Annotated in this window: 17 protein-coding genes; 11 read left to right on the top strand and 6 right to left on the bottom strand. The window is 61.0% G+C overall.

The genetic code is table 11. The features are described 5' to 3' along the window. The first annotated feature begins 6 nt into the window (after nt 1-6). Nucleotides 7-1,680, top strand: coding sequence for a membrane protein insertase YidC (gene yidC / locus ACSQ83_RS08390; protein ID WP_436227808.1), 1,674 nt, complete (start codon nt 7-9; stop codon nt 1,678-1,680). Nucleotides 1,681-1,758: 78 nt separating this feature from the next. On the opposite strand, the gene ACSQ83_RS08385 is transcribed toward yidC, so the two are convergent. Continuing rightward, nucleotides 1,759-2,178 (bottom strand): transcriptional regulator, encoded by a 420-nt coding sequence (locus ACSQ83_RS08385; protein ID WP_436227807.1) that lies wholly within the window; start codon nt 2,176-2,178, stop codon nt 1,759-1,761. A gap of 313 nt (nt 2,179-2,491) precedes the next feature. Here ACSQ83_RS08385 and mnmE point away from each other — a divergent pair, with 313 nt between their 5' ends. Continuing rightward, nucleotides 2,492-3,880 (top strand): tRNA uridine-5-carboxymethylaminomethyl(34) synthesis GTPase MnmE, encoded by a 1,389-nt coding sequence (gene mnmE / locus ACSQ83_RS08380; protein WP_436227806.1) that lies wholly within the window; start codon nt 2,492-2,494, stop codon nt 3,878-3,880. A 68-nt stretch (nt 3,881-3,948) separates the two neighbouring features. Continuing rightward, complete coding sequence (locus tag ACSQ83_RS08375) at nt 3,949-4,086, top strand: hypothetical protein (protein ID WP_414947717.1); 138 nt, start codon at nt 3,949-3,951, stop codon at nt 4,084-4,086. 46 nt (nt 4,087-4,132) lie between these two features. Here ACSQ83_RS08375 and ACSQ83_RS08370 read toward each other — a convergent pair whose 3' ends face one another. Beyond that, a complete protein-coding gene (locus ACSQ83_RS08370) occupies nt 4,133-4,759 on the bottom strand; it encodes a LysE family translocator (RefSeq protein WP_436227805.1) in 627 nt (208 codons plus the stop codon). Nucleotides 4,760-5,298: 539 nt separating this feature from the next. Here ACSQ83_RS08370 and sap1 point away from each other — a divergent pair. Further along, a complete protein-coding gene (gene sap1, locus ACSQ83_RS08365; protein WP_414947719.1) occupies nt 5,299-5,643 on the top strand; it encodes a surface attachment protein Sap1 in 345 nt (114 codons plus the stop codon). A gap of 318 nt (nt 5,644-5,961) precedes the next feature. After that, on the top strand, nt 5,962-6,513 hold the full coding sequence (locus tag ACSQ83_RS08360; RefSeq protein WP_031360972.1) for a YaeQ family protein: 552 nt from the start codon (nt 5,962-5,964) through the stop codon (nt 6,511-6,513). 25 nt (nt 6,514-6,538) lie between these two features. Here ACSQ83_RS08360 and ACSQ83_RS08355 read toward each other — a convergent pair whose 3' ends face one another. Beyond that, nucleotides 6,539-6,946, bottom strand: a complete 408-nt coding sequence (locus ACSQ83_RS08355) for a VOC family protein (RefSeq protein ID WP_436227804.1) — start codon at nt 6,944-6,946, stop codon at nt 6,539-6,541. 387 nt (nt 6,947-7,333) lie between these two features. On the opposite strand from ACSQ83_RS08355, the gene ada reads away from it, so the two are divergent. The 6 genes from ada to ACSQ83_RS08325 all read left to right on the top strand — a co-directional run bounded on the left by ada (nt 7,334) and on the right by ACSQ83_RS08325 (nt 15,070). Next, on the top strand, nt 7,334-8,443 hold the full coding sequence (gene ada, locus ACSQ83_RS08350; protein WP_436227803.1) for a bifunctional DNA-binding transcriptional regulator/O6-methylguanine-DNA methyltransferase Ada: 1,110 nt from the start codon (nt 7,334-7,336) through the stop codon (nt 8,441-8,443). A 51-nt stretch (nt 8,444-8,494) separates the two neighbouring features. After that, nucleotides 8,495-9,457: a DNA-3-methyladenine glycosylase family protein gene (locus ACSQ83_RS08345; protein WP_436227910.1), complete on the top strand. Its 963-nt coding sequence runs from the start codon at nt 8,495-8,497 to the stop codon at nt 9,455-9,457. Between the two features lie 270 nt (nt 9,458-9,727). Continuing rightward, nucleotides 9,728-11,347, top strand: a complete 1,620-nt coding sequence (gene gshA / locus ACSQ83_RS08340) for a glutamate--cysteine ligase (RefSeq protein ID WP_414947722.1) — start codon at nt 9,728-9,730, stop codon at nt 11,345-11,347. Nucleotides 11,348-11,578: 231 nt separating this feature from the next. After that, complete coding sequence (locus ACSQ83_RS08335) at nt 11,579-12,172, top strand: hypothetical protein (protein WP_436227802.1); 594 nt, start codon at nt 11,579-11,581, stop codon at nt 12,170-12,172. 783 nt (nt 12,173-12,955) lie between these two features. After that, complete coding sequence (locus tag ACSQ83_RS08330; RefSeq protein ID WP_436227801.1) at nt 12,956-13,216, top strand: hypothetical protein; 261 nt, start codon at nt 12,956-12,958, stop codon at nt 13,214-13,216. 267 nt (nt 13,217-13,483) lie between these two features. Then, nucleotides 13,484-15,070: an efflux transporter outer membrane subunit gene (locus ACSQ83_RS08325; protein WP_414947725.1), complete on the top strand. Its 1,587-nt coding sequence runs from the start codon at nt 13,484-13,486 to the stop codon at nt 15,068-15,070. A gap of 31 nt (nt 15,071-15,101) precedes the next feature. On the opposite strand, the gene ACSQ83_RS08320 is transcribed toward ACSQ83_RS08325, so the two are convergent. Genes ACSQ83_RS08320 through gspL form a run of 3 tightly spaced genes read right to left on the bottom strand, consistent with a single transcriptional unit; the run spans nt 15,102 to nt 17,691 of the window. Continuing rightward, on the bottom strand, nt 15,102-15,893 hold the full coding sequence (locus ACSQ83_RS08320) for a type II secretion system protein N (protein WP_414947726.1): 792 nt from the start codon (nt 15,891-15,893) through the stop codon (nt 15,102-15,104). Then, on the bottom strand, nt 15,890-16,393 hold the full coding sequence (gspM, locus tag ACSQ83_RS08315) for a type II secretion system protein GspM (protein WP_436227800.1): 504 nt from the start codon (nt 16,391-16,393) through the stop codon (nt 15,890-15,892). Before gspM ends, ACSQ83_RS08320 begins: the two co-directional genes overlap by 4 nt. Beyond that, nucleotides 16,390-17,691 carry a type II secretion system protein GspL gene (gspL, locus tag ACSQ83_RS08310; RefSeq protein ID WP_414947728.1) on the bottom strand — a complete coding sequence of 434 codons (1,302 nt, stop codon included), beginning with the start codon at nt 17,689-17,691 and terminating at the stop codon, nt 16,390-16,392. Before gspL ends, gspM begins: the two co-directional genes overlap by 4 nt. Nucleotides 17,692-17,698 lie beyond the last annotated feature (7 nt).

Raw genomic sequence — 17,698 nt, 5'->3', positions numbered from 1 at the left:
CAACGCATGGATATCAAACGTACCGTCCTATGGGTCATCTTTTTCATGTCGGCTGTCATGCTGTTCGACAACTGGCAACGTGACCATGGGCGCCCGTCGATGTTCTTCCCGAGCGCCGTCCCGACCAAGACGGTCGGCAGCGCTGCACCGGGAACCACGACGCCGGGCACGCAAGCCGCCGATTTGCCGTCAACGCCTGGCGTAGCGGGCGCACCGGCCGCACCGGGTTCGACTGCACCCGCATCCGCCGCAGACCAACTCGTGAATTTCTCCACGGACGTCTATTCCGGCCAGATCGATACGCGCGGCGGCACGCTGTCGAAGCTGTCGCTCGTGAAGGAAGGTGACGGCAAGCAGCCGGATCTGTACATCACGCTCTTCGACCGCACGGCAACGCACACGTATCTCGCGCGCACGGGCCTGCTCGGTGGCGACTTCCCGAACCACAACGACGTCTTCACGCTCGTACCGGGCAGCCAGACGGCGATGGGTGACGGCAAGACGATGTCCATCTCGTTCGAGTCGCCGGTCAAGGGTGGCGTGAAGGTCATCAAGACCTACACGTTCACGCGCGGCAGCTATGTGATCGGTGTGGACACGAAGGTGCAGAACGTCGGCACTGCGCCGGTCACGCCGCGTCTCTATATGGAACTCGTGCGCGATGATTCGCCGGTGGAAACCCCGCGCTTCTCGCATACGTTCATTGGGCCGGCTGTTTATACCGAGCAGCATCACTTCCAGAAGATGACGTTCAGCGATATCGACAAGGGCAAGGAAGATTTTGCGCCCTCCGCCGATAACGGCTGGGTCGCGATGGTGCAGCATTACTTTGCGTCGGCGTGGATTCCGCAGCAGGGTGCGAAGCGCGATATCTACGTGCAGAAGATCGATCCGGCGCTGTATCGCGTGGGCGTGCAACAGCCGTTGCAGACCATTGCGCCGGGACAGACTATCGACGTGCAATCGCGGCTTTTTGCCGGTCCGGAAGAAGAGCGGATGCTGGAAGGCGTTGCGCCGGGTCTTGAGCTCGTGAAGGACTACGGCATGGTGACGATTATCGCCAAGCCGCTGTTCTGGCTGCTCGAGAAGATTCATAGCTATGTGGGCAACTGGGGCTGGTCGATCATCCTGCTCACGCTGCTGATCAAGGCCGTGTTCTTCCCGTTGTCGGCGGCAAGCTACAAGTCGATGGCACGTATGAAGACCATCACGCCGCGTATGACGCAATTGCGTGAACGCTATAAGGGCGATCCGCAGAAGATGAATTCGGAGCTGATGGCGCTCTATAAAACCGAGAAGGTGAATCCGTTCGGCGGCTGCCTGCCGGTCGTTGTGCAGATTCCGGTATTTATCTCGTTGTATTGGGTGTTGCTGTCATCGGTGGAAATGCGCGGTGCGCCGTGGGTCTTGTGGATTCACGACTTGTCGCAAGCCGATCCGTTCTACATTTTGCCGGTACTGATGGCCGTTTCCATGTTTCTGCAAACGCGGTTGAATCCCACGCCGCCAGACCCGGTTCAGGCCAAGATGATGATGTTCATGCCACTGGCATTCTCGGTCATGTTCTTCTTCTTCCCGTCAGGACTGGTTTTGTACTATGTAGTGAACAACGTGCTTTCCATCGCGCAGCAGTATTACATCACGCGCATGATGGGACAGAAGAAGGTGGCGAAGGCTTAGGTTTTCACCCTTCGATTGAATTGAAAACGCCCGGCAAGCCGGGCGTTTTTGTTTCTGTGGAATGTTTATGTATGCGCTTTATCGTTTCCCGCCCGCCCCATAAAACTGGTCAATAAGCTCCTCCAGCAAATACCGGTGATGCGGCGAAAGCGCCTCGATCTTCGAGGCCAGCTCAAGCGTCTCCTCCGAGGCCGGATACTTTTCGTCGTGAATGATCGGCTTCGGCGCGCTTTGCGGATTCCCGCTTGGCGGCGGTCCGTAATGCAGCCAGTGCTGCTCGACCTTGAACCACTCGGCGAGTGTCGCCAGTTTGTCGGTAGTAGGAATTGAACGCGCGGTCAGCCACTTGTGCGTGGTTTGCGGCGACACGGGTTCGCCGTGATAACGCAAATTGAAATGCAAAGCGAGATCGGTTGCACCGCGCATTTTCTCGGGCGCGCGTGTCATCGAAAATTTGAGCCGATCCGAAAAATCGGTTTTCTCTGTGGGTGTTGGCATGGTCGCGATTGTGCGAGGCAAACGCTGTGACGGAGTCAACCGCCTACGCTAGATATGGCGCATCTTTCTCATTTTTAGCGCGCACAGGAAAAATAATGTCGGAATGCCGCGATGACCGCTTGATCGGCGTGGCCCAATACCGATCACATTTTCACGCAATGAAACGATGCACGCCGACAGCCATTCCTAAAGCCGATCATATCCCACATAAGATAAATTGAGAATCATCCTAGCGACTCGTGCGGCCCAGCGAAACGAAGGCGCCACGCTACAATGCCGCCACTCGTTCATTCGCGTTCCGCTGGAAACAACCATGTCCAATAACGATACCGATCCGATTGTCGCGATCGCCACCGCGCCGGGGCGTGGGGGTATCGGCGTGATCCGGCTGTCGTTCGGGCGAGCGGGTGAGGCAGCGGCGAAACACGCAATGCTGGCGCTGTGCGGCCAATTGCTCGATGCGCGGCACGCGAGCTATGTACCGTTTATCGATGCACGCGGTGAGGCGATCGATCGCGGGATTGCGCTGTATTTTCCGGCGCCGCATTCCTACACCGGCGAGCACGTGCTCGAGTTGCAGGGGCACGGTGGTCCGATCGTGCTGCAACTGCTGTTGCAACGTGCAGTAGAAACCGGTCGTGATTTCGGCGTGCGGTTGGCCGAACCTGGCGAGTTCACCCGTCGCGCATTTCTCAACGACAAGCTCGACCTGGCGCAGGCCGAGGCCGTAGCAGATCTGATCGAGGCAAGCACGGAAGCCGCGGCGCGCTCGGCGGGCCGCTCACTCGATGGCGCTTTCTCGCGCGAAATCCACGCGCTTGTGGAAGACGTGATCACGTTGCGCATGCTGGTCGAAGCGACGCTCGATTTCCCCGAGGAGGAGATCGATTTCCTGGAAGCCGCCGATGCCCGCGGCAAGCTCGCCCGCATCCGTGCGTTACTCGACAAGGTGCTCGCCGACGCTCGTCAGGGCGCGCTGCTGCGCGAAGGGCTATCGGTCGTGCTCGCGGGGCAACCGAACGTGGGGAAGTCGTCGTTGCTGAACGCGTTGGCGGGCGCGGAACTCGCCATCGTCACGCCGATTGCCGGCACCACGCGCGACAAGGTCACGCAGACTATTCAGATTGAAGGCATTCCACTGCATGTCATCGATACCGCCGGCCTGCGCGACACCGAGGACGAGGTGGAGCGGATCGGTATCGAGCGGACGTGGGGGGAAATCGGCCGCGCGGATGTCGTCCTGCATCTCCTGGACGCGCGCGAGGCGCTGAGCGCCGACGATGCCGCGATCTCGGCGCGTTTTCCGGCGGGCGTGCCGGTCGTGCGCGTGCTGAACAAAGCGGATCTGGCGGGCGTGGAAGCATCGGCGGAAACGGCTGGCGATGGCGTGCGCGACGTGCGGTTATCGGCGAAAACGGGTGATGGCATTGCGCTGTTGCGTAGCGAATTGCTCAAGATTGCCGGGTGGCAGGCGGGCGCGGAGAGCATCTATCTGGCGCGCGAGCGTCACTTGATTGCGCTGCGCGCGGCGCGGGAACATCTGGCGATTGCCTCGGACCATGCAGAGCAGAATTCGCAAGCACTCGATTTGTTCGCCGAAGAGTTGCGTCTTGCACAGGATCAGTTGAATTCGATCACCGGAGAGTTCAGCTCCGATGATCTGCTAGGGGTTATTTTCAGCCGCTTTTGTATTGGAAAATAGGCGTCGCATGGCTCATGGCGATCCTTGATGTAGGATTCCCAGTAGAGAAGCCACGCAGGGAGCCCAAAATGGCCAAACCCAAGGGTCTCGAGGACGAACAAGCCATTCGCTGCCGAAGGCAGATAGCATTGGCGACCATCGCTGCCGTGATCATTATCGCGGGACTGTGGCGCATGGCCGTACAGTATGGGTGGCTTGGCTTGTGAATTCGGGCGTCGCGTTTAGAGCGTCGTGACGACGCCCACCCACACCTCAAACGGCCTTCTTCCAAGCCGCCGCAAACACCCCTGCTCCCATCAACAGCGCGCCGCCGGTTCGATTCACCGTCCGTTGTACGCGTGGCCGCCGAATCGCCTTCCGCGCGACCGAAGCGAGCATCGCGTAGCCAAACGCATTCGCCGCCGCCAAGCCGACAAACGTCGCCTCCATGATCGCAATCTGCGAAATGCTCGCGACATGCGGATCGATGAATTGCGGCACGAACGCGACAAAGAAAATGATGCTTTTCGGATTGAGCGTGGTCACCGCGTAAGCGTGAGCGACGATCCGGCTCGTACGCAACTCGGCAGGCGCGCTGACGGCATCGGTGTCCATCACCGGGGCGCGCCACAACTTGATGCCCAGATAGACAAGGTAGGCCGCGCCCACCCATTTCAAGACGATGAACAATTCCGCCGATGCCGCGAGCAACACGCCAAGTCCGAGCATGGACGCGGTCATCGATGTGAGGTCGCCCAATGCGACGCCGGCCGTCGTGGCAAGCGCGTATTTGCGGCCGTGGCCGAGCGCGTAGGAAACGACCAACAACACGGTCGGTCCAGGAATCGCAACGAGGATGGCGGAGGTGACTGCGAACGGCAGCCATTGAGCGAGGGTCATGGAAGCTCCTTTAAGAAGCATCGATTAATCCATGGGAATTCGCCTCTGACAAGAGAATATGTAAAAAATGGCAGCAACCACGACCCGGCCCGCAGCGCCTCGTGGAGGTACAAAAAAAACGCGTCGTACCAAGTGCCTGTCTTGAAACAGTTTCTTCCGCAGAAGCGCTGTTTCTTGAATCCATTTCGGCGTTCGGCACAGATTCTGCTTGGAACTAATCGGGCTTTGACCAGCGATCAGGCCTGAATTCTGTTGTGTCTCCTCCCTCACCTGTGAGGTTAATGCCCGGCTCCAGCGAACCGGGCATCTTTTATTGTATTTTCTGTTTGCGCCGCATCAATCCGGTTTTTGATTACGGTGCCGCACGCTTAAAGCCGCTTAATCAAGAACGCGCGTCTGCGACAATCTGTCGTGTTGCGAACGCACACAAGATGTGCTTGCCTCTTGCAAATTCTCATCTAGGATTAACGCTGCAAATTAATAACTAGTCACTGAATACATAGCTGAATCCCCGCTAAAGAGTTGCATGGAGGCTATAGATGAAAAAGCGCGCCATTGCTGGTTTCGTAATGATCGGCTTATTGGGCGCGATCACCTCGACCTACGCTCAGGACAAGGTGGTCCAGCCGCAACAAACGTTCAGTTTCATGCCTAATGCGTACGGTTGTTTATCGAAAGACAAATTCGATTCCGCCGATCAGCACGCCCAAGCAGGCGAACAGCAGAAAATGCAGGAATTCTTCGCCGGTTTTCAATGCATTCCCACACCGGAAGGCGCTCATTTCCGTGTAGTGCAGGTCGTCGGACATGATGTTGAATTCGTGAATGCTGCAAATAGCGATACCCAAGGTTTGTGGACTGCGGATCGATTCATTAAACAATGAGTTAATCACCAGCAGATCGCGATTTAAATTGATGACGGCGGTTTAAAAACCGCCGCTTATCTATTGTCGCGACGAATTCACGGAGTGAATTTATTCACTCCCATCGGGTTCGTTGCGTGCCCTGCGGGACAATCGCCGGCAGGATCGGTCACGCCAGCTCTCCCGTCTTTCCCCCGCAACACGTCCCCTCCACCAACCTTTCCCCGCAACGAACGAACGCGTTCGGTATCATCACGCGTCGATAAGCAGCGGCTCCGCCCGAAACATGCGTTCCGAATTCCCTTTTTCCGGCCTCTTAAACAGGCTTTCTGGTGTTGCATGGCCCTTAAATCCACAATCTATAAAGCTGAGTTGCAAATCGCCGACATGGATCGGCACTACTACGGCGACCACGCGCTGACGATCGCCCGGCATCCGTCCGAAACCGACGACCGGATGATGGTGCGTGTCGCCGCGTTCGCGTTATTCGCCAGCGAACGCCTCGAATTCACCAAAGGGCTGTCCGACACCGACGAACCCGATCTCTGGCAAAAGGATCTGACTGGACAAATCGAAACGTGGATTGAAGTCGGCCAGCCGGAAGAACGGCGCATCGCCAAGGCGAGCGGACGCGCGGATCGGGTGATCGTGATCGCGTATGGCGGCCGCACCTCGGAAATCTGGTGGCAGGGCGTCAAGGCGAAGGTCGAACGCATGCAGAACGTGACCGTGTGGTCGCTCACCGATGGCGTGGCCGCAGCGCTCGGCGCTCTGGCCGAACGGACTATGCGGCTTCAATGCACGGTGCAGGATGGGGAGGCGTCGCTGGGAAGCGCGACGGTCGATCCGGTCGCTATCGACTGGACGGTGTTCAAGGGAAAACCGCGCTGACCGGATATCCGGGCACGCTCGCCAATCAGGCTTCCGGCGGCCCTTTGAGTTCGACGAGATTGCCTTCCAGATCGAAGAGATAAAGCGACGGGCCGAAACCTTCAGCACCGTAGCGACGCCCTTCTTCCCCCAGGCGCACGCCGTTTTCAAGCAAATGCGCACGCAACGCGGCGGAATCGAACGGTTCCACGCGCAGGCACAGGTGATCCATGTTGTTGCCCGCGCCCGGCGTGCCGCTTTCCGGCCGGTCGATCTTCGCGCCCACCGCAAGCAGGTCGATCAGCGAGCGTCCTGCGCGCATCTGTACAAGTCCGATTTCTCGTTGTTCCTTCTCCACCGGACATCCCAGCACCGTCTTGTAAAAGCCGACCATGGCGTCAAGGTTCGCACAGCGAATGACAACGTGGTCAATCTCGCGAATGGGTATGTGCATCGCATGTCTCCGTTTTTTATCGTGCTGCCAACCAATGGATTGGCGCAAAAACCAGACTGAAGTTTAGCAAGTGTTGCGAAACAGCCCGGCTATCAAGGCTTCAAAGCGTACAGACGAAAAAAAGCCCACTCGTTGCGGAGCGGGCTGAATCCATATCAGGAGGAGACATGGAGGAGACAGTTCCGATATTACACAGCCGATAGGAGCGATGCAACACTTATCGTAGTAAAAACCCCTATGGTGGTGATGTGTCGCATCTGTGCGTCATTTGTCCATGCGTGCACATCCCCGTCATTCAAGGAAGTAATGACAGAGCAAGATCCGGCGAGTACCTATAGACGTGCGCCTCTAAAGTAGTCACGTACCCTTCGCAAACCGAGGATTGTGATGAAAACCGAACACAGTGCCGCTACTTTTTCCAACGATGAAACCCGTTGGAACGCGTTGTTGAGCCGCGATTCAAGCGCCGACGGCGAATTCTTCTATGCCGTTCGCACGACCGGCGTGTTTTGCCGCCCATCGTGCGCGTCGCGGCAGCCGAAGCGTGAAAACGTCGAATTCTTCGATACCCCCAAGCAAGCCGAAGCCGCCGGTTATCGGGCGTGCAAGCGGTGTCAGCCGGGCAGCCTGTCGCGCGAACTGGCGATCGTGGAGCGGGCGTGCAAGGTGCTCGACGCCGACCCGCAGCAACGCGTGACGCTCGTGGAATTGAGCCGCGCCGTGCATGTCAGCGCATTTCATTTGCAGCGGCTGTTTTCACGCGTGGTTGGCGTGTCGCCGCGGCAATACCAGGCCGCCCGCCGCGCGGATACATTGCGCGGCGCGCTCCAGCGTGGCGACGACGTGACGCGCGCGATGCACGACGCCGGCTTCGGTTCGACATCGCGTATGTACGAAGCGGCGCCCGCCGAGCTGGGGATGACGCCGTCGACGTATCGACGCAAAGGAGCAGGGTTGGTCGTGCATTTCGCGACGGCGCAAACGGCGCTCGGGATCGTGCTGGTCGCCGCAACGGCCAAGGGCATCTGCAAGATCGCTTTCGGCGATAACCCCGTCGCGCTCGAAGCTGAACTCGCTCAAGAGTTGTCGGACGCGGAACGGATCAAGGACGAGGCGCGGCTTGCACCGTTTATCGTGCAGATTGATGCGTATCTGCGTGGCACGCGCGAGCACTTCGACCTGCCGCTCGATATCAGCGCAACGGCTTTTCAGCAGCGCGTATGGGACGCGTTGCAAAGGATTCCGTATGGGCAGACGCGCAGTTATACGGATATCGCCGAAACGCTTGGATCGCCGCGCGCGGTGCGGGCGGTGGCGAATGCGTGCGCGTCGAACCCGGTGGCGCTCGCGATCCCGTGTCATCGCGTGGTGCATAAGGACGGCGCGCTCGCGGGGTATCGATGGGGCACGGCGCGCAAGGTCGCGTTGTTATCGGCGGAAAAGGAACATCGGGAAACTGCGCCGCTTGAAACCGTTGGCGCGGAGGATCTGGGTTGATGGCGCGCTGCGGTTTGTGGCATCACAATTACGTTAAACGATACGATGCCGATCAGCATCCTCGTTGCCCGATCCTCCTTGCTTTCGAACGCGCCTAAATTGCCACAAACCGAACCGACTCGCCTCCAGCTTCCCTACGTTGAACCCTACGATTGGCCGCGCGTCCTGCGATTTTTCGCGGGACGCGCGACGCTTGGCGTCGAAGCGGTGGAGGACGGTTCGTATCGGCGGGCTATTGAGTGGCTCGGCGATTCAGGCACGCTCAGCGTGACACAACACGCCAGCAAACCGTGTCTCGTCGCGACGCTCGAAGGCGCCGCGAGCCGCCATGCGAAAGCGATCGGCGAGCATCTGACGCGCATGTTCGATCTCCGGGCCGACGCGCCCGCCATCGCCGCGCATCTCGCCCAAGATCCGTGGTTCACGCCGCTGACGCGAGCCGTGCCGGGCTTGCGCGTACCCGGCGCGTGGTCGGGCTTCGAGCTGGTCGTGCGCGCGATCGTTGGTCAACAGGTCAGCGTGAAAGCGGCATCGACTATTGTGGGAAGGCTCGTGGAACGCGCCGGTACGCCGCTTACCGATCACCCGCACGCCGGCACGGCCTGGCGTTTTCCCACGCCCGCCGCGCTGGCCGCGGTCGATCTCGAGAAGATCGGCATGCCAGGCAAACGCGTGGCCGCGCTGCAGGGTTTCGCCCGCGAGGTCGCGGCAGGCGCGCTGCCACTGGACGATCCGGACGCGGACCGTACCGAATTGCGAGCGGCGTTGTTGGCTATGCCCGGTATCGGGCCGTGGACAGTGGAATATGTCGCGATGCGCGCCCTTCGCGATGCCGACGCGTGGCCCGGCACCGACCTGATCCTGATGCAGGCGTTGGTTGCACGCGATCCGTCGATGGCGAAAGCGGCCTCGTTGCGCGCCCGTGCCGAGGCGTGGCGTCCGTATCGCGCGTATGCTGCTCTGCATGTGTGGAACGAGATTGCCGACCGGGCGGGATCGGCGAAAGGCGGATGACGCGCGGCATCGTTACATTGGCCCGAAGCCGATCCTGAAACCCACCGCGCTCACTGCTGCTTACGCAGCCGAATCGCCAACCCCGCATCGTCTATTTAAACCTGCCGCGGCGAACCGGCCCCAAACCACGCGTCAAACCGCTCGAATTCGCGCAAACCCTTATCCGATAAGGGTTCAAGCACGTCTTACACTGAGATGTTAAAGTGCCCGCTACCCAAAAATCTGGTTCGGCGCATTCTGTTCGGCGCCAGACACGCAACCGTCGCAGCAATGGCAAATACGAATTTCTCATCTCCGTCCGACAGCGCCTTCCAGCGCCGCTTATCCGCGCTGACCAGCGGCCCGCAAGGCGCTGCGTTGCGCCAGGGGCTGCGCGGCATCGAGAAGGAAAGCCTGCGGGTGACGCGCGACGGGACGCTTGCCACCACGCCGCATCCGCGCACGTTCGGTTCCGCGCTCACGCATCCGCTTATCACCACCGACTACTCCGAAGCGCTGATCGAACTGATCACGCCGGCCGAGCACGACGTCGCGCGCACGCTTGAGCAACTGGACGACTTGCATCGTTTCGCCTACGCGCATCTGGGCAGCGAACTGCTCTGGAACGACTCCATGCCCAACGTTCTTCCCGCCGATCAGGACATCCCGATCGGCTGGTATGGGACATCGAATATTGGCATGTTGAAGCACGTGTACCGGCGCGGTTTGTCGTTGCGATACGGCCGGACCATGCAATGTATTGCCGGGATTCACTATAACTATTCGCTGCATGAAGACGTGTGGCGCACGTGGGCCGCGCTCGATAACCGCAGCGCCGTGCCGCTCGTCGATTTCCAGTCCGAACGATATTTCGCGCTGATCCGGAATTTTAGGCGGACAAGCTGGCTGCTGATGTATTTGTTCGGCGCATCGCCGGCGCTCAACGAGCAGTTCCTGCGCGGCCGGCCGAATACGCTGGAGACGTTCGACGCCGCCACGCGTTATCTGCCGTACGCCACCAGCCTGCGGATGAGCGATCTCGGCTACACGAACAACCCCGCGCAATCCGCGCTGCTGCCGAGCTACGACACGCTCGACGGTTACCTCGACGTGCTCGCGAAAGCGGTCAGCGAGCCGTATCCGGCGTATGAAGCCATGGGCACGCAGCGTGACGGCGAGTGGGTGCAGATCAACACGAACGTGTTGCAGATCGAAAACGAGTTCTACTCGACCATCCGGCCGAAGCGCATCACGCAACCTGGCGAGCGGCCGTTGCACGCGTTGTCGTCGCGTGGCGTGCAATACATCGAAGTGCGTTGTCTCGATATCGACCCGTTCCAGCCGACCGGGATTTCGCTCGAGACCACGCGGTTCATGGACGCATATCTGCTGTATTGCGCGATCGAAGACAGCCCGCTTTTGCCGCGCGCCGCCAACGAAGAAGCCAACGAAAACTTCGCGCGCATCACGAAGGAAGGGCGCAAGCCCGGCCTGACGCTGGCACGCGATGGGCGCGAAGTTCCGATGCAAGGCTGGGCTGATTCGTTGCTCGATAACATCGAACCGGTCGCGCAGGCGCTCGACGCGCTGCATGGTATCGATGAACACATGACTGCCTTGAAGGCCCAGCGCGCGCGACTGGCCGATGTCTCGCTGACACCGTCCGCCCGCGTGCTCGAGACCATGCGCGAGAAGCATCAAAGCTTCAACGAATTCGCGCTGGAACTGAGCGCGAAGCACGCCGATTATTTCCGTGGCCGTCCGCTCAGCGCTGAAGCCGAGCGCGAAATGGCGGCGCTTGCTACAAAGTCACTGGACGATCAGGCAAGAATCGAACGTGAAGAAGTGGGTTCCTTCGATGCCTTCGTCGGTGCTTATCGTGCTTACACGCTGAATCGCATTAGCGTTTGAAGCGGCTGGGCGTCGCGTTAAAAACCGACGCCCATCAATCCAGCAGGTTTTTCCTCGCCGCACGGACTCAGCAGCGGCAACCCTTACTTGTTTTGCAACAGTGCGCAACGCGTGGAAACGCTCGCGTGCGGGTCAGGTCTGAAAATAGCGACGTATCAGCTGAATCGGACCGATCAGCAGCTGGCCGGGTTAATCGGCCGGCCTGAACACATATCAAGGAGAGGAAGAACAATGAGAAAAAACCTGTTGGGGAACGCAAGCTTCGCCAAGACCGCGGCGATGAGTACGGTAGCGGCGGCAATCGCCCTGCTGGCCGGCTGCTCGACAACCGGCCAGGTAGCCGGCGAAACCATGGAGCAAGCCACCGCGCCGCTCACGTGTACGAATAAGGCCGAATGTGACGCGTGGTGGGCACGCGCGCAGGTTTGGGTCAGTAACCATTCCGAGTACAAGCTGCAGACCGTGACGGATTCGATCATCCAGACCGCCGGCCCGTCTGGCGGCAAACGCGCGCTCGCGTACCAGATCACGAAGACGCCGAGCAACGAAGGCACGGCGACGATCGGTTTCGCTGCTCATTGCGACAACATGCTCGGTTGCGAACCGAATCCGTGGAAGGCCGGCGCGGACTTCAAGCAGTTCGTACGCGGCGGCCCATCGCAGATGGGCACGCCGGGAGGCGCGACGGCAACCGGCAACGCTTTGCCTCCGGTTGCTCCCGCCCCGCCGACGCGGCCGATGCCGCAAAACCTGCCCGTGCAACCGATGCCGCCTACGCTTCAAAATCAGCCGGGGCAATCTGGTCAGGATCTGACGCCGCAATAGGGTTTTATCGATTATTGATTGCGAAGGCCGCGCTCTCGTCAGGAGGCGCGGCCTTTGTTTTTTGCGATCGGCTGATTTGGCCATCAACGGCGCAAATGTGGCGGCTACATACTAATTAGTGCATCGACAGACTCGTTACTATCGGTTCGATAGCTAAAACCCTTGCATAGGCATTGTTTTAATCCGCAGAGGTAATGCCGTGTCTTTTCGATATCCGACGCGCTTCCGGCGGCTCCGCTAAGCGTAAAACATCGGTTGATCTACTGAGCTGGAAGTGTCCGGATTGGCGTTGAACACATTCATTGCCTCACGTCCCCTCAGCTCTATGTTGCACATACGACTTCGGACGGAACGTGGACTTTCCAATGCACGCCGGTTTCCCGTTCGAAGCCGACCGTTCACAAAAAGCCCCTGTTCTAACGGGCTAAAAGCCGCAATCAGCAACCTCGACAGCTCCGACCAACCGAATTCGCACGACGCTCAGACGCCCCGAACGCTCCAACGAAGCACTGCTGGACACGGTACGCAAAACGGCAGCGGTGAAAGTCCCCAAACCGGAATGACGCGCCTAATTCGCCGACCAAACGGTACTCATGCGACGCAAGTCCGACTCTCGCGACTGAAAAACAACACTGCAAAAATTTGCTAAGGAACGCATCTTGAAAATCGATTGCATAGTCAATATTATTCTAAGCAACGAGTTACGCGCTACGGCGCCACCCGAGACCATGTTCTGACCGAATGAAAGCATCGACCCATTCGATGCGTAAATGGATTTACCCGATGAACCGCGCTGCCCAAAACACCCTCCTCCTCGGCCGACGCTTCGGCCATTCAATATCCGCCGCCCTGGTGCACGTCCTGCCGCCCAACTTGAGTACATGGAAGTTGGCGCTATACGTGATCGTCTTCTTGCTGCCGGGTGGATCATTTGTCGTATTGGGCGCCGCGTGGTTCGAAAATCGCCGCTCGCGCAATACAGCGCAATCGGCCCCCGCCGCGAAGACTCCGCTGCTCTGTCGTCCGAAACATTGCGACGCCTGATATTCCCGTCGCCGTTCCTGGCAGGTCTTTACGCAACTCGCGCAGCACCGGGTGAGAGGCCCGCGTGCCGCGTAACCGTTGCGTAATCACCCGTAACCGATTCCGCACGGCGCGTAACACCAAGCTTCCTTTCAAACCGTTACCCTAACGCCTGCCCGACGCCCGCCCTACACGCGCGTTCAGTTAACATTTCGGACCGGTCGCACGAAACGCTTCGCGCCGCATTGTGCTGAAGCACCCGCGCCCTCCGACAGGAATCCAGAGCAGATGCCGTTCACCCGAATACCCGTTTTTCCCGCCAAGTCCGCAATCGTCCTCGCATTGGCACTGACCATCGCCGGTTGTGCCGTCGGTCCGAACTACCAACGCCCCGATACCGCCGTTCCTGCATCGTATAAAGAAGCGCCGGAAGGCTGGAAAGTCGCGCAGCCTTCCGACCGGGTGGATCGTGGAAACTGGTGGGCGATTTATAACGATCCGCAGTTGAACGACCTCGAAACGCGACTGAACGCGTCGAACCAGACTATCGCGCAATTCGCGGCGGCTTATCGGCAATCGCGGGCGCTGGTCTCGGAAGCGCGCGCGGCGTATTTCCCTACGCTGGGGTTATCGGCGTCGGGCTCGCGGGCAGGTTCCTCGAGCCGCTCGACCAGCACGGTGTCGACTGGCCGCGGAATCACCAATAGCTACGATCTTTCCCTCGATGCGTCGTGGGAACCGGATTTGTGGGGCACCGTCAGCCGGACGGTCGGCGCGCAGCGCGCCGGTGAGCAAAGCGCCGCAGCCGATCTCGCCAACGCACGCCTCTCGGCGCAGGGTACGCTCGCGCAAACGTACTTCCAGTTGCGTTCGCTCGACACGCAGCAAAAGCTCCTCGACGATACCGTCGCCGCCTACCAGCGCACGCTGCAACTCACGCAGAACCAGTACGCGCAAGGCACGGCCGCCCGTTCGGACGTGATCCAGGCGCAGACGCAGTTGCAATCGGCACAAGCGTCGGCCATTGATAACGGCGTCGCGCGGGCGCAATACGAACACGCGATCGCCGTGCTGGTCGGCGAACCGGCGTCAACGTTCGCTCTCGCGCCATCGCCGCTGGACGCCACGCCGCCCGACGTGCCGCTGCAACTGCCGTCTGCCATCCTCGAACGGCGGCCCGATATTGCATCGGCCGAGCGCAAGGCGGCGCAGGCGAACGAGCAGATCGGCGTGGCCATTGCGGCGTTTTTCCCGACGTTGACGTTGTCGGCAACGGGCGGTTTTCAAAGCTCGATATTCTCGCAATTGCTGAGCGCGCCGTCGCGGTTCTGGACGCTCGGGCCGGATCTCGCCGCCACTATTTTCGATGGCGGCTTGCGGGCCGCCCAGACCGAAGCGGCGCGCGCGTCATATGACTCGGCGGTGGCGACGTACCGGCAAGCTGTACTGACCGCCTTCCAGGACGTCGAGGACAACCTGGCATCGCAGAGAATTCTGGCGAACGAGATCGGTATCCAGCAGCAAGCGGTGGCGTCGGCGCAGCAGGCGCTGGCGATTGTGACCAATCAGTACAAGTCGGGCACGGTCGGGTTTATCAACGTGCTCACCGCGCAGACCACGGCGTTCACCGCCGAGCAGAAGCTGGCGAATATCGCCGGGCAGCGGATGGTGTCGTCGGTAGGATTGATCAAGGCGCTCGGCGGTGGCTGGGATAGCGCGCAAATGGATCACGAAACCGGCAGCGCAGCGGCGCCTGAAGCAGCAGTTCCGGCCCCGGCGAGCGGCGTCGCAGTGAAGGGGTCGAGCGCTGCGGTGAGTCCCGCGCGGGGCTCGTCGACCGTTGCGGTCGCGAACGGCGATACGGCCAAAGAGTAAGGCCCTGAACTGAAAACTGCAGCGCCTCGCGTTATCGAACGAAGGTCAGCTCGACGGTATCCGGTCCGGTATGCCGTCCGAGCAGGTTCAACAATCCCGCCAGGTTTTCCCGGGCCTCCGGTGTGGCCGTTGCCACGCCGTTGAACGCGCTCGATGTCTTCGATACCGTCCCTTGCCCGCTCAACAATAACGGCCCCGGCGACGTCGTCGTCAGGTTGATCGTCCCGGCCTGGCCTTCCGCCTGAAACACCACTCGATAGGACCCCAACGGCTTCACGCGCGACACGCTGGACGCCATGTCGGCGAGCGTCACGATCACCTGCCCGTACGTGTTCTGCCCCAAGATCCGCCATTCGGTCCACGTCAGCCGCACATTGCCTTCCATGTTGAGCGTGTTGAACGGCGCGCCCAGACCCGCGAGCAGGCTCGCCGGCACGGCGATCGCGCCCGGGGAAACCGTCGAACTGGACAGGCTGGCATCGACGAAAACCGAGTCCGGCATGGATTGCGTCTGGCGCATCTCCATGCGCACGTGACCGGTGAACAGGGGCCAGAAAGCCGTGTGCCACTCGATCCGTCCCGGCAGCAGCGTCGCGCCGTCGGCAGCGCCCGCGCCGCCGCCTGTTGCCAGCATCAGCGTGGCCGAACCCTTCCAGAGCGAACCGGCCGGATCGACGAGATTGACGTGGCCGTCCGTCGACTTCGCGAATTGCGGCACGATCCAGGCGGCCGGCAGCATGACGGCCAGCGTCACGACCACCGATATTCCCGCCACCACGAACCACGGCCAAGCCGCGAGAAGCCGCCGCATGCCGTAGTTCATGGCGCCTGGGCCGGTTGCAGCGATGCCGTCAGATCCACCTGGCCGTCGGGTTTGAGCGCCGTGATGTGCGCCTCGCTGACTTGCACCTTGAACTGCTTCCTGACGCTGTCGAGCCACACCGTCCATTCCGGGAACGATGCGTTCTTCAACTGGATCTGCACGCCCGCGGCGACCACCTGGACTTGGGCGGGGGGCATGTTGTTATCGGTGAGGGACTTTGACAGCGCGTCGCGCAACGCGGGGCCGGTCGGGGTGACGCCCTGGCCGCCGCCCGCAAGCGAGCGCGCCTCGTTCGCTTGCGCGGTCATCTGCGCGAGCTGGAGCTGCATGGCGGGCAGCGAGTTGCGAAGCCGCGCGCGGCCTTCGTAGGCAGGCGCCCACAGGACGAGATAAACCACGGCGATGACCGCCACGAGGCCACCCCACATCAGGATGGTTTTTTCACGCTGGGTGCGTGCGTTCCAGAACTCGCCCCATGTGTCGATGATGGCTTGTTTCATTGGGCGCTCCTGACGGTCCACTTGCCGGAATTACTGTCGATACCACCAGCCAGTCCGTTCGCCTCCAACCGTCTTTGCAAGCCCGGATCGACCTTGGTTTCCGGCTTGAAAGTCACTTCCAGCCGCCGGTCGTGGTAATCCAGCCCTGCGATCCCGTTCACCGGGATCGGGCCGAGCGCACGGGCGAGGGCATCGGCGAGAGAAAGGAAATCGGACGGCGACAGTTGCCCGGACACCAGCCGCAAGCGGTCGAGCTGACGCGACATCTGGTCGGGTGCGTCGAGTACGACCGTGGTTTTCGGGAACGTGTTGAGGAGCGTTTCGGTCATCTGCGCGTTGATCGCGTCGCGTTGCCGGGCGAGCTGCAGCCACTGGATGTTGATACCGATCATCGATATCACCAGCGCGCCAGCCAGCAGCGCCACCGGCAGTCTCAGGCGCCGCATGGTCGCGCGGTCGAGCCGCCACGGCTGCGCGGCGAACTCGAACTGGCACAAGTCAAAGTGGTTCGCGAGCGCGTTGCGTGCAAGGGTTTCGAACGTCAGCGGCTGAGCGCCGGGAAACGCGGGCCGCGTCGACGCCATCCGTGGCTCGGAGCCAGGAACGTCGCGCAGGCTGTACAGCGTTGCCGGCTGTGCGCCCGCGAGTGCGGTAAGCGTGGATGTCACGGCGTCGGCGGGAATTGCAAGGCCTTCGCCCAGCGCCGCGTGTTCGCCGCGCGCAATGGCGATCTCGACGCGCGTCGTCGCGCTTTCCGCTGGCCGGAGGGTATCGCCGCCGAGCAAAGCCGGGGCCGTTGCCACCACGTCACCCAGGATGCCCGCGACGAACGGATTCGGGGTATCGGCGACGCTTTCGTGCAGCGGCAGGCAGCGCATGGCCGGCACGGCCTTCACGTTCCGATGACCCGCGTTCGCAAACGCCTCGAGCACGAAGCGGAACCAGCCGCGGTCGATCACCGCCAGCACGCGCCGGCCGCTCGCGAGCGCGACCGGATCGACGGCGATATGGCACGTCTGCGGATCCTGGATCAGCTGGTCCTCGACCACGTTCGGCAAGGCCTGGCGCAAGCGCGGCCCTTTCAGCGGCGGCATTTGCGCCGCCGTCAGCAACAGGTCGCGCGCAGCGACAATCAGCACCGTCGCGCTCGCGCGCGGCAGCAGCGACAGCGCGGAACGGCCGGACCGCTGCGTGACATTGCGCTTGTCGAGCAGCAGAAACGGCAGCTCCGGCAAATTCCACTCTTCGGAGCGCACCGCCGGGTCGCGCGGCGGCAGTAGGACGATCAATGTGCTCAAGGCCGCT

The organism is Caballeronia sp. LjRoot29 (genome assembly GCF_964252755.1).
GTDB lineage: Bacteria > Pseudomonadota > Gammaproteobacteria > Burkholderiales > Burkholderiaceae > Caballeronia.
This window is presented reverse-complemented; position numbering and strand designations above follow the sequence as displayed.

What these genes read in the sequence shown, in the direction of transcription:
- ACSQ83_RS08375 (WP_414947717.1), top strand. Translation starts at nt 3,949, where the DNA reads ATGGCCAAACCCAAGGGTCTCGAGGACGAACAAGCCATTCGCTGCCGA.
- ACSQ83_RS08370 (WP_436227805.1), bottom strand. Translation starts at nt 4,759, where the DNA reads ATGACCCTCGCTCAATGGCTGCCGTTCGCAGTCACCTCCGCCATCCTC.
- ACSQ83_RS08355 (WP_436227804.1), bottom strand. Translation starts at nt 6,946, where the DNA reads ATGCACATACCCATTCGCGAGATTGACCACGTTGTCATTCGCTGTGCG.
- ACSQ83_RS08335 (WP_436227802.1), top strand. Translation starts at nt 11,579, where the DNA reads ATGAGAAAAAACCTGTTGGGGAACGCAAGCTTCGCCAAGACCGCGGCG.
- sap1 (WP_414947719.1), top strand. Translation starts at nt 5,299, where the DNA reads ATGAAAAAGCGCGCCATTGCTGGTTTCGTAATGATCGGCTTATTGGGC.
- ACSQ83_RS08385 (WP_436227807.1), bottom strand. Translation starts at nt 2,178, where the DNA reads ATGCCAACACCCACAGAGAAAACCGATTTTTCGGATCGGCTCAAATTT.
- mnmE (WP_436227806.1), top strand. Translation starts at nt 2,492, where the DNA reads ATGTCCAATAACGATACCGATCCGATTGTCGCGATCGCCACCGCGCCG.
- ACSQ83_RS08325 (WP_414947725.1), top strand. Translation starts at nt 13,484, where the DNA reads ATGCCGTTCACCCGAATACCCGTTTTTCCCGCCAAGTCCGCAATCGTC.
- ACSQ83_RS08360 (WP_031360972.1), top strand. Translation starts at nt 5,962, where the DNA reads ATGGCCCTTAAATCCACAATCTATAAAGCTGAGTTGCAAATCGCCGAC.
- ACSQ83_RS08320 (WP_414947726.1), bottom strand. Translation starts at nt 15,893, where the DNA reads ATGAACTACGGCATGCGGCGGCTTCTCGCGGCTTGGCCGTGGTTCGTG.
- gshA (WP_414947722.1), top strand. Translation starts at nt 9,728, where the DNA reads ATGGCAAATACGAATTTCTCATCTCCGTCCGACAGCGCCTTCCAGCGC.
- gspM (WP_436227800.1), bottom strand. Translation starts at nt 16,393, where the DNA reads ATGAAACAAGCCATCATCGACACATGGGGCGAGTTCTGGAACGCACGC.
- yidC (WP_436227808.1), top strand. Translation starts at nt 7, where the DNA reads ATGGATATCAAACGTACCGTCCTATGGGTCATCTTTTTCATGTCGGCT.
- ada (WP_436227803.1), top strand. Translation starts at nt 7,334, where the DNA reads ATGAAAACCGAACACAGTGCCGCTACTTTTTCCAACGATGAAACCCGT.
- ACSQ83_RS08330 (WP_436227801.1), top strand. Translation starts at nt 12,956, where the DNA reads ATGAACCGCGCTGCCCAAAACACCCTCCTCCTCGGCCGACGCTTCGGC.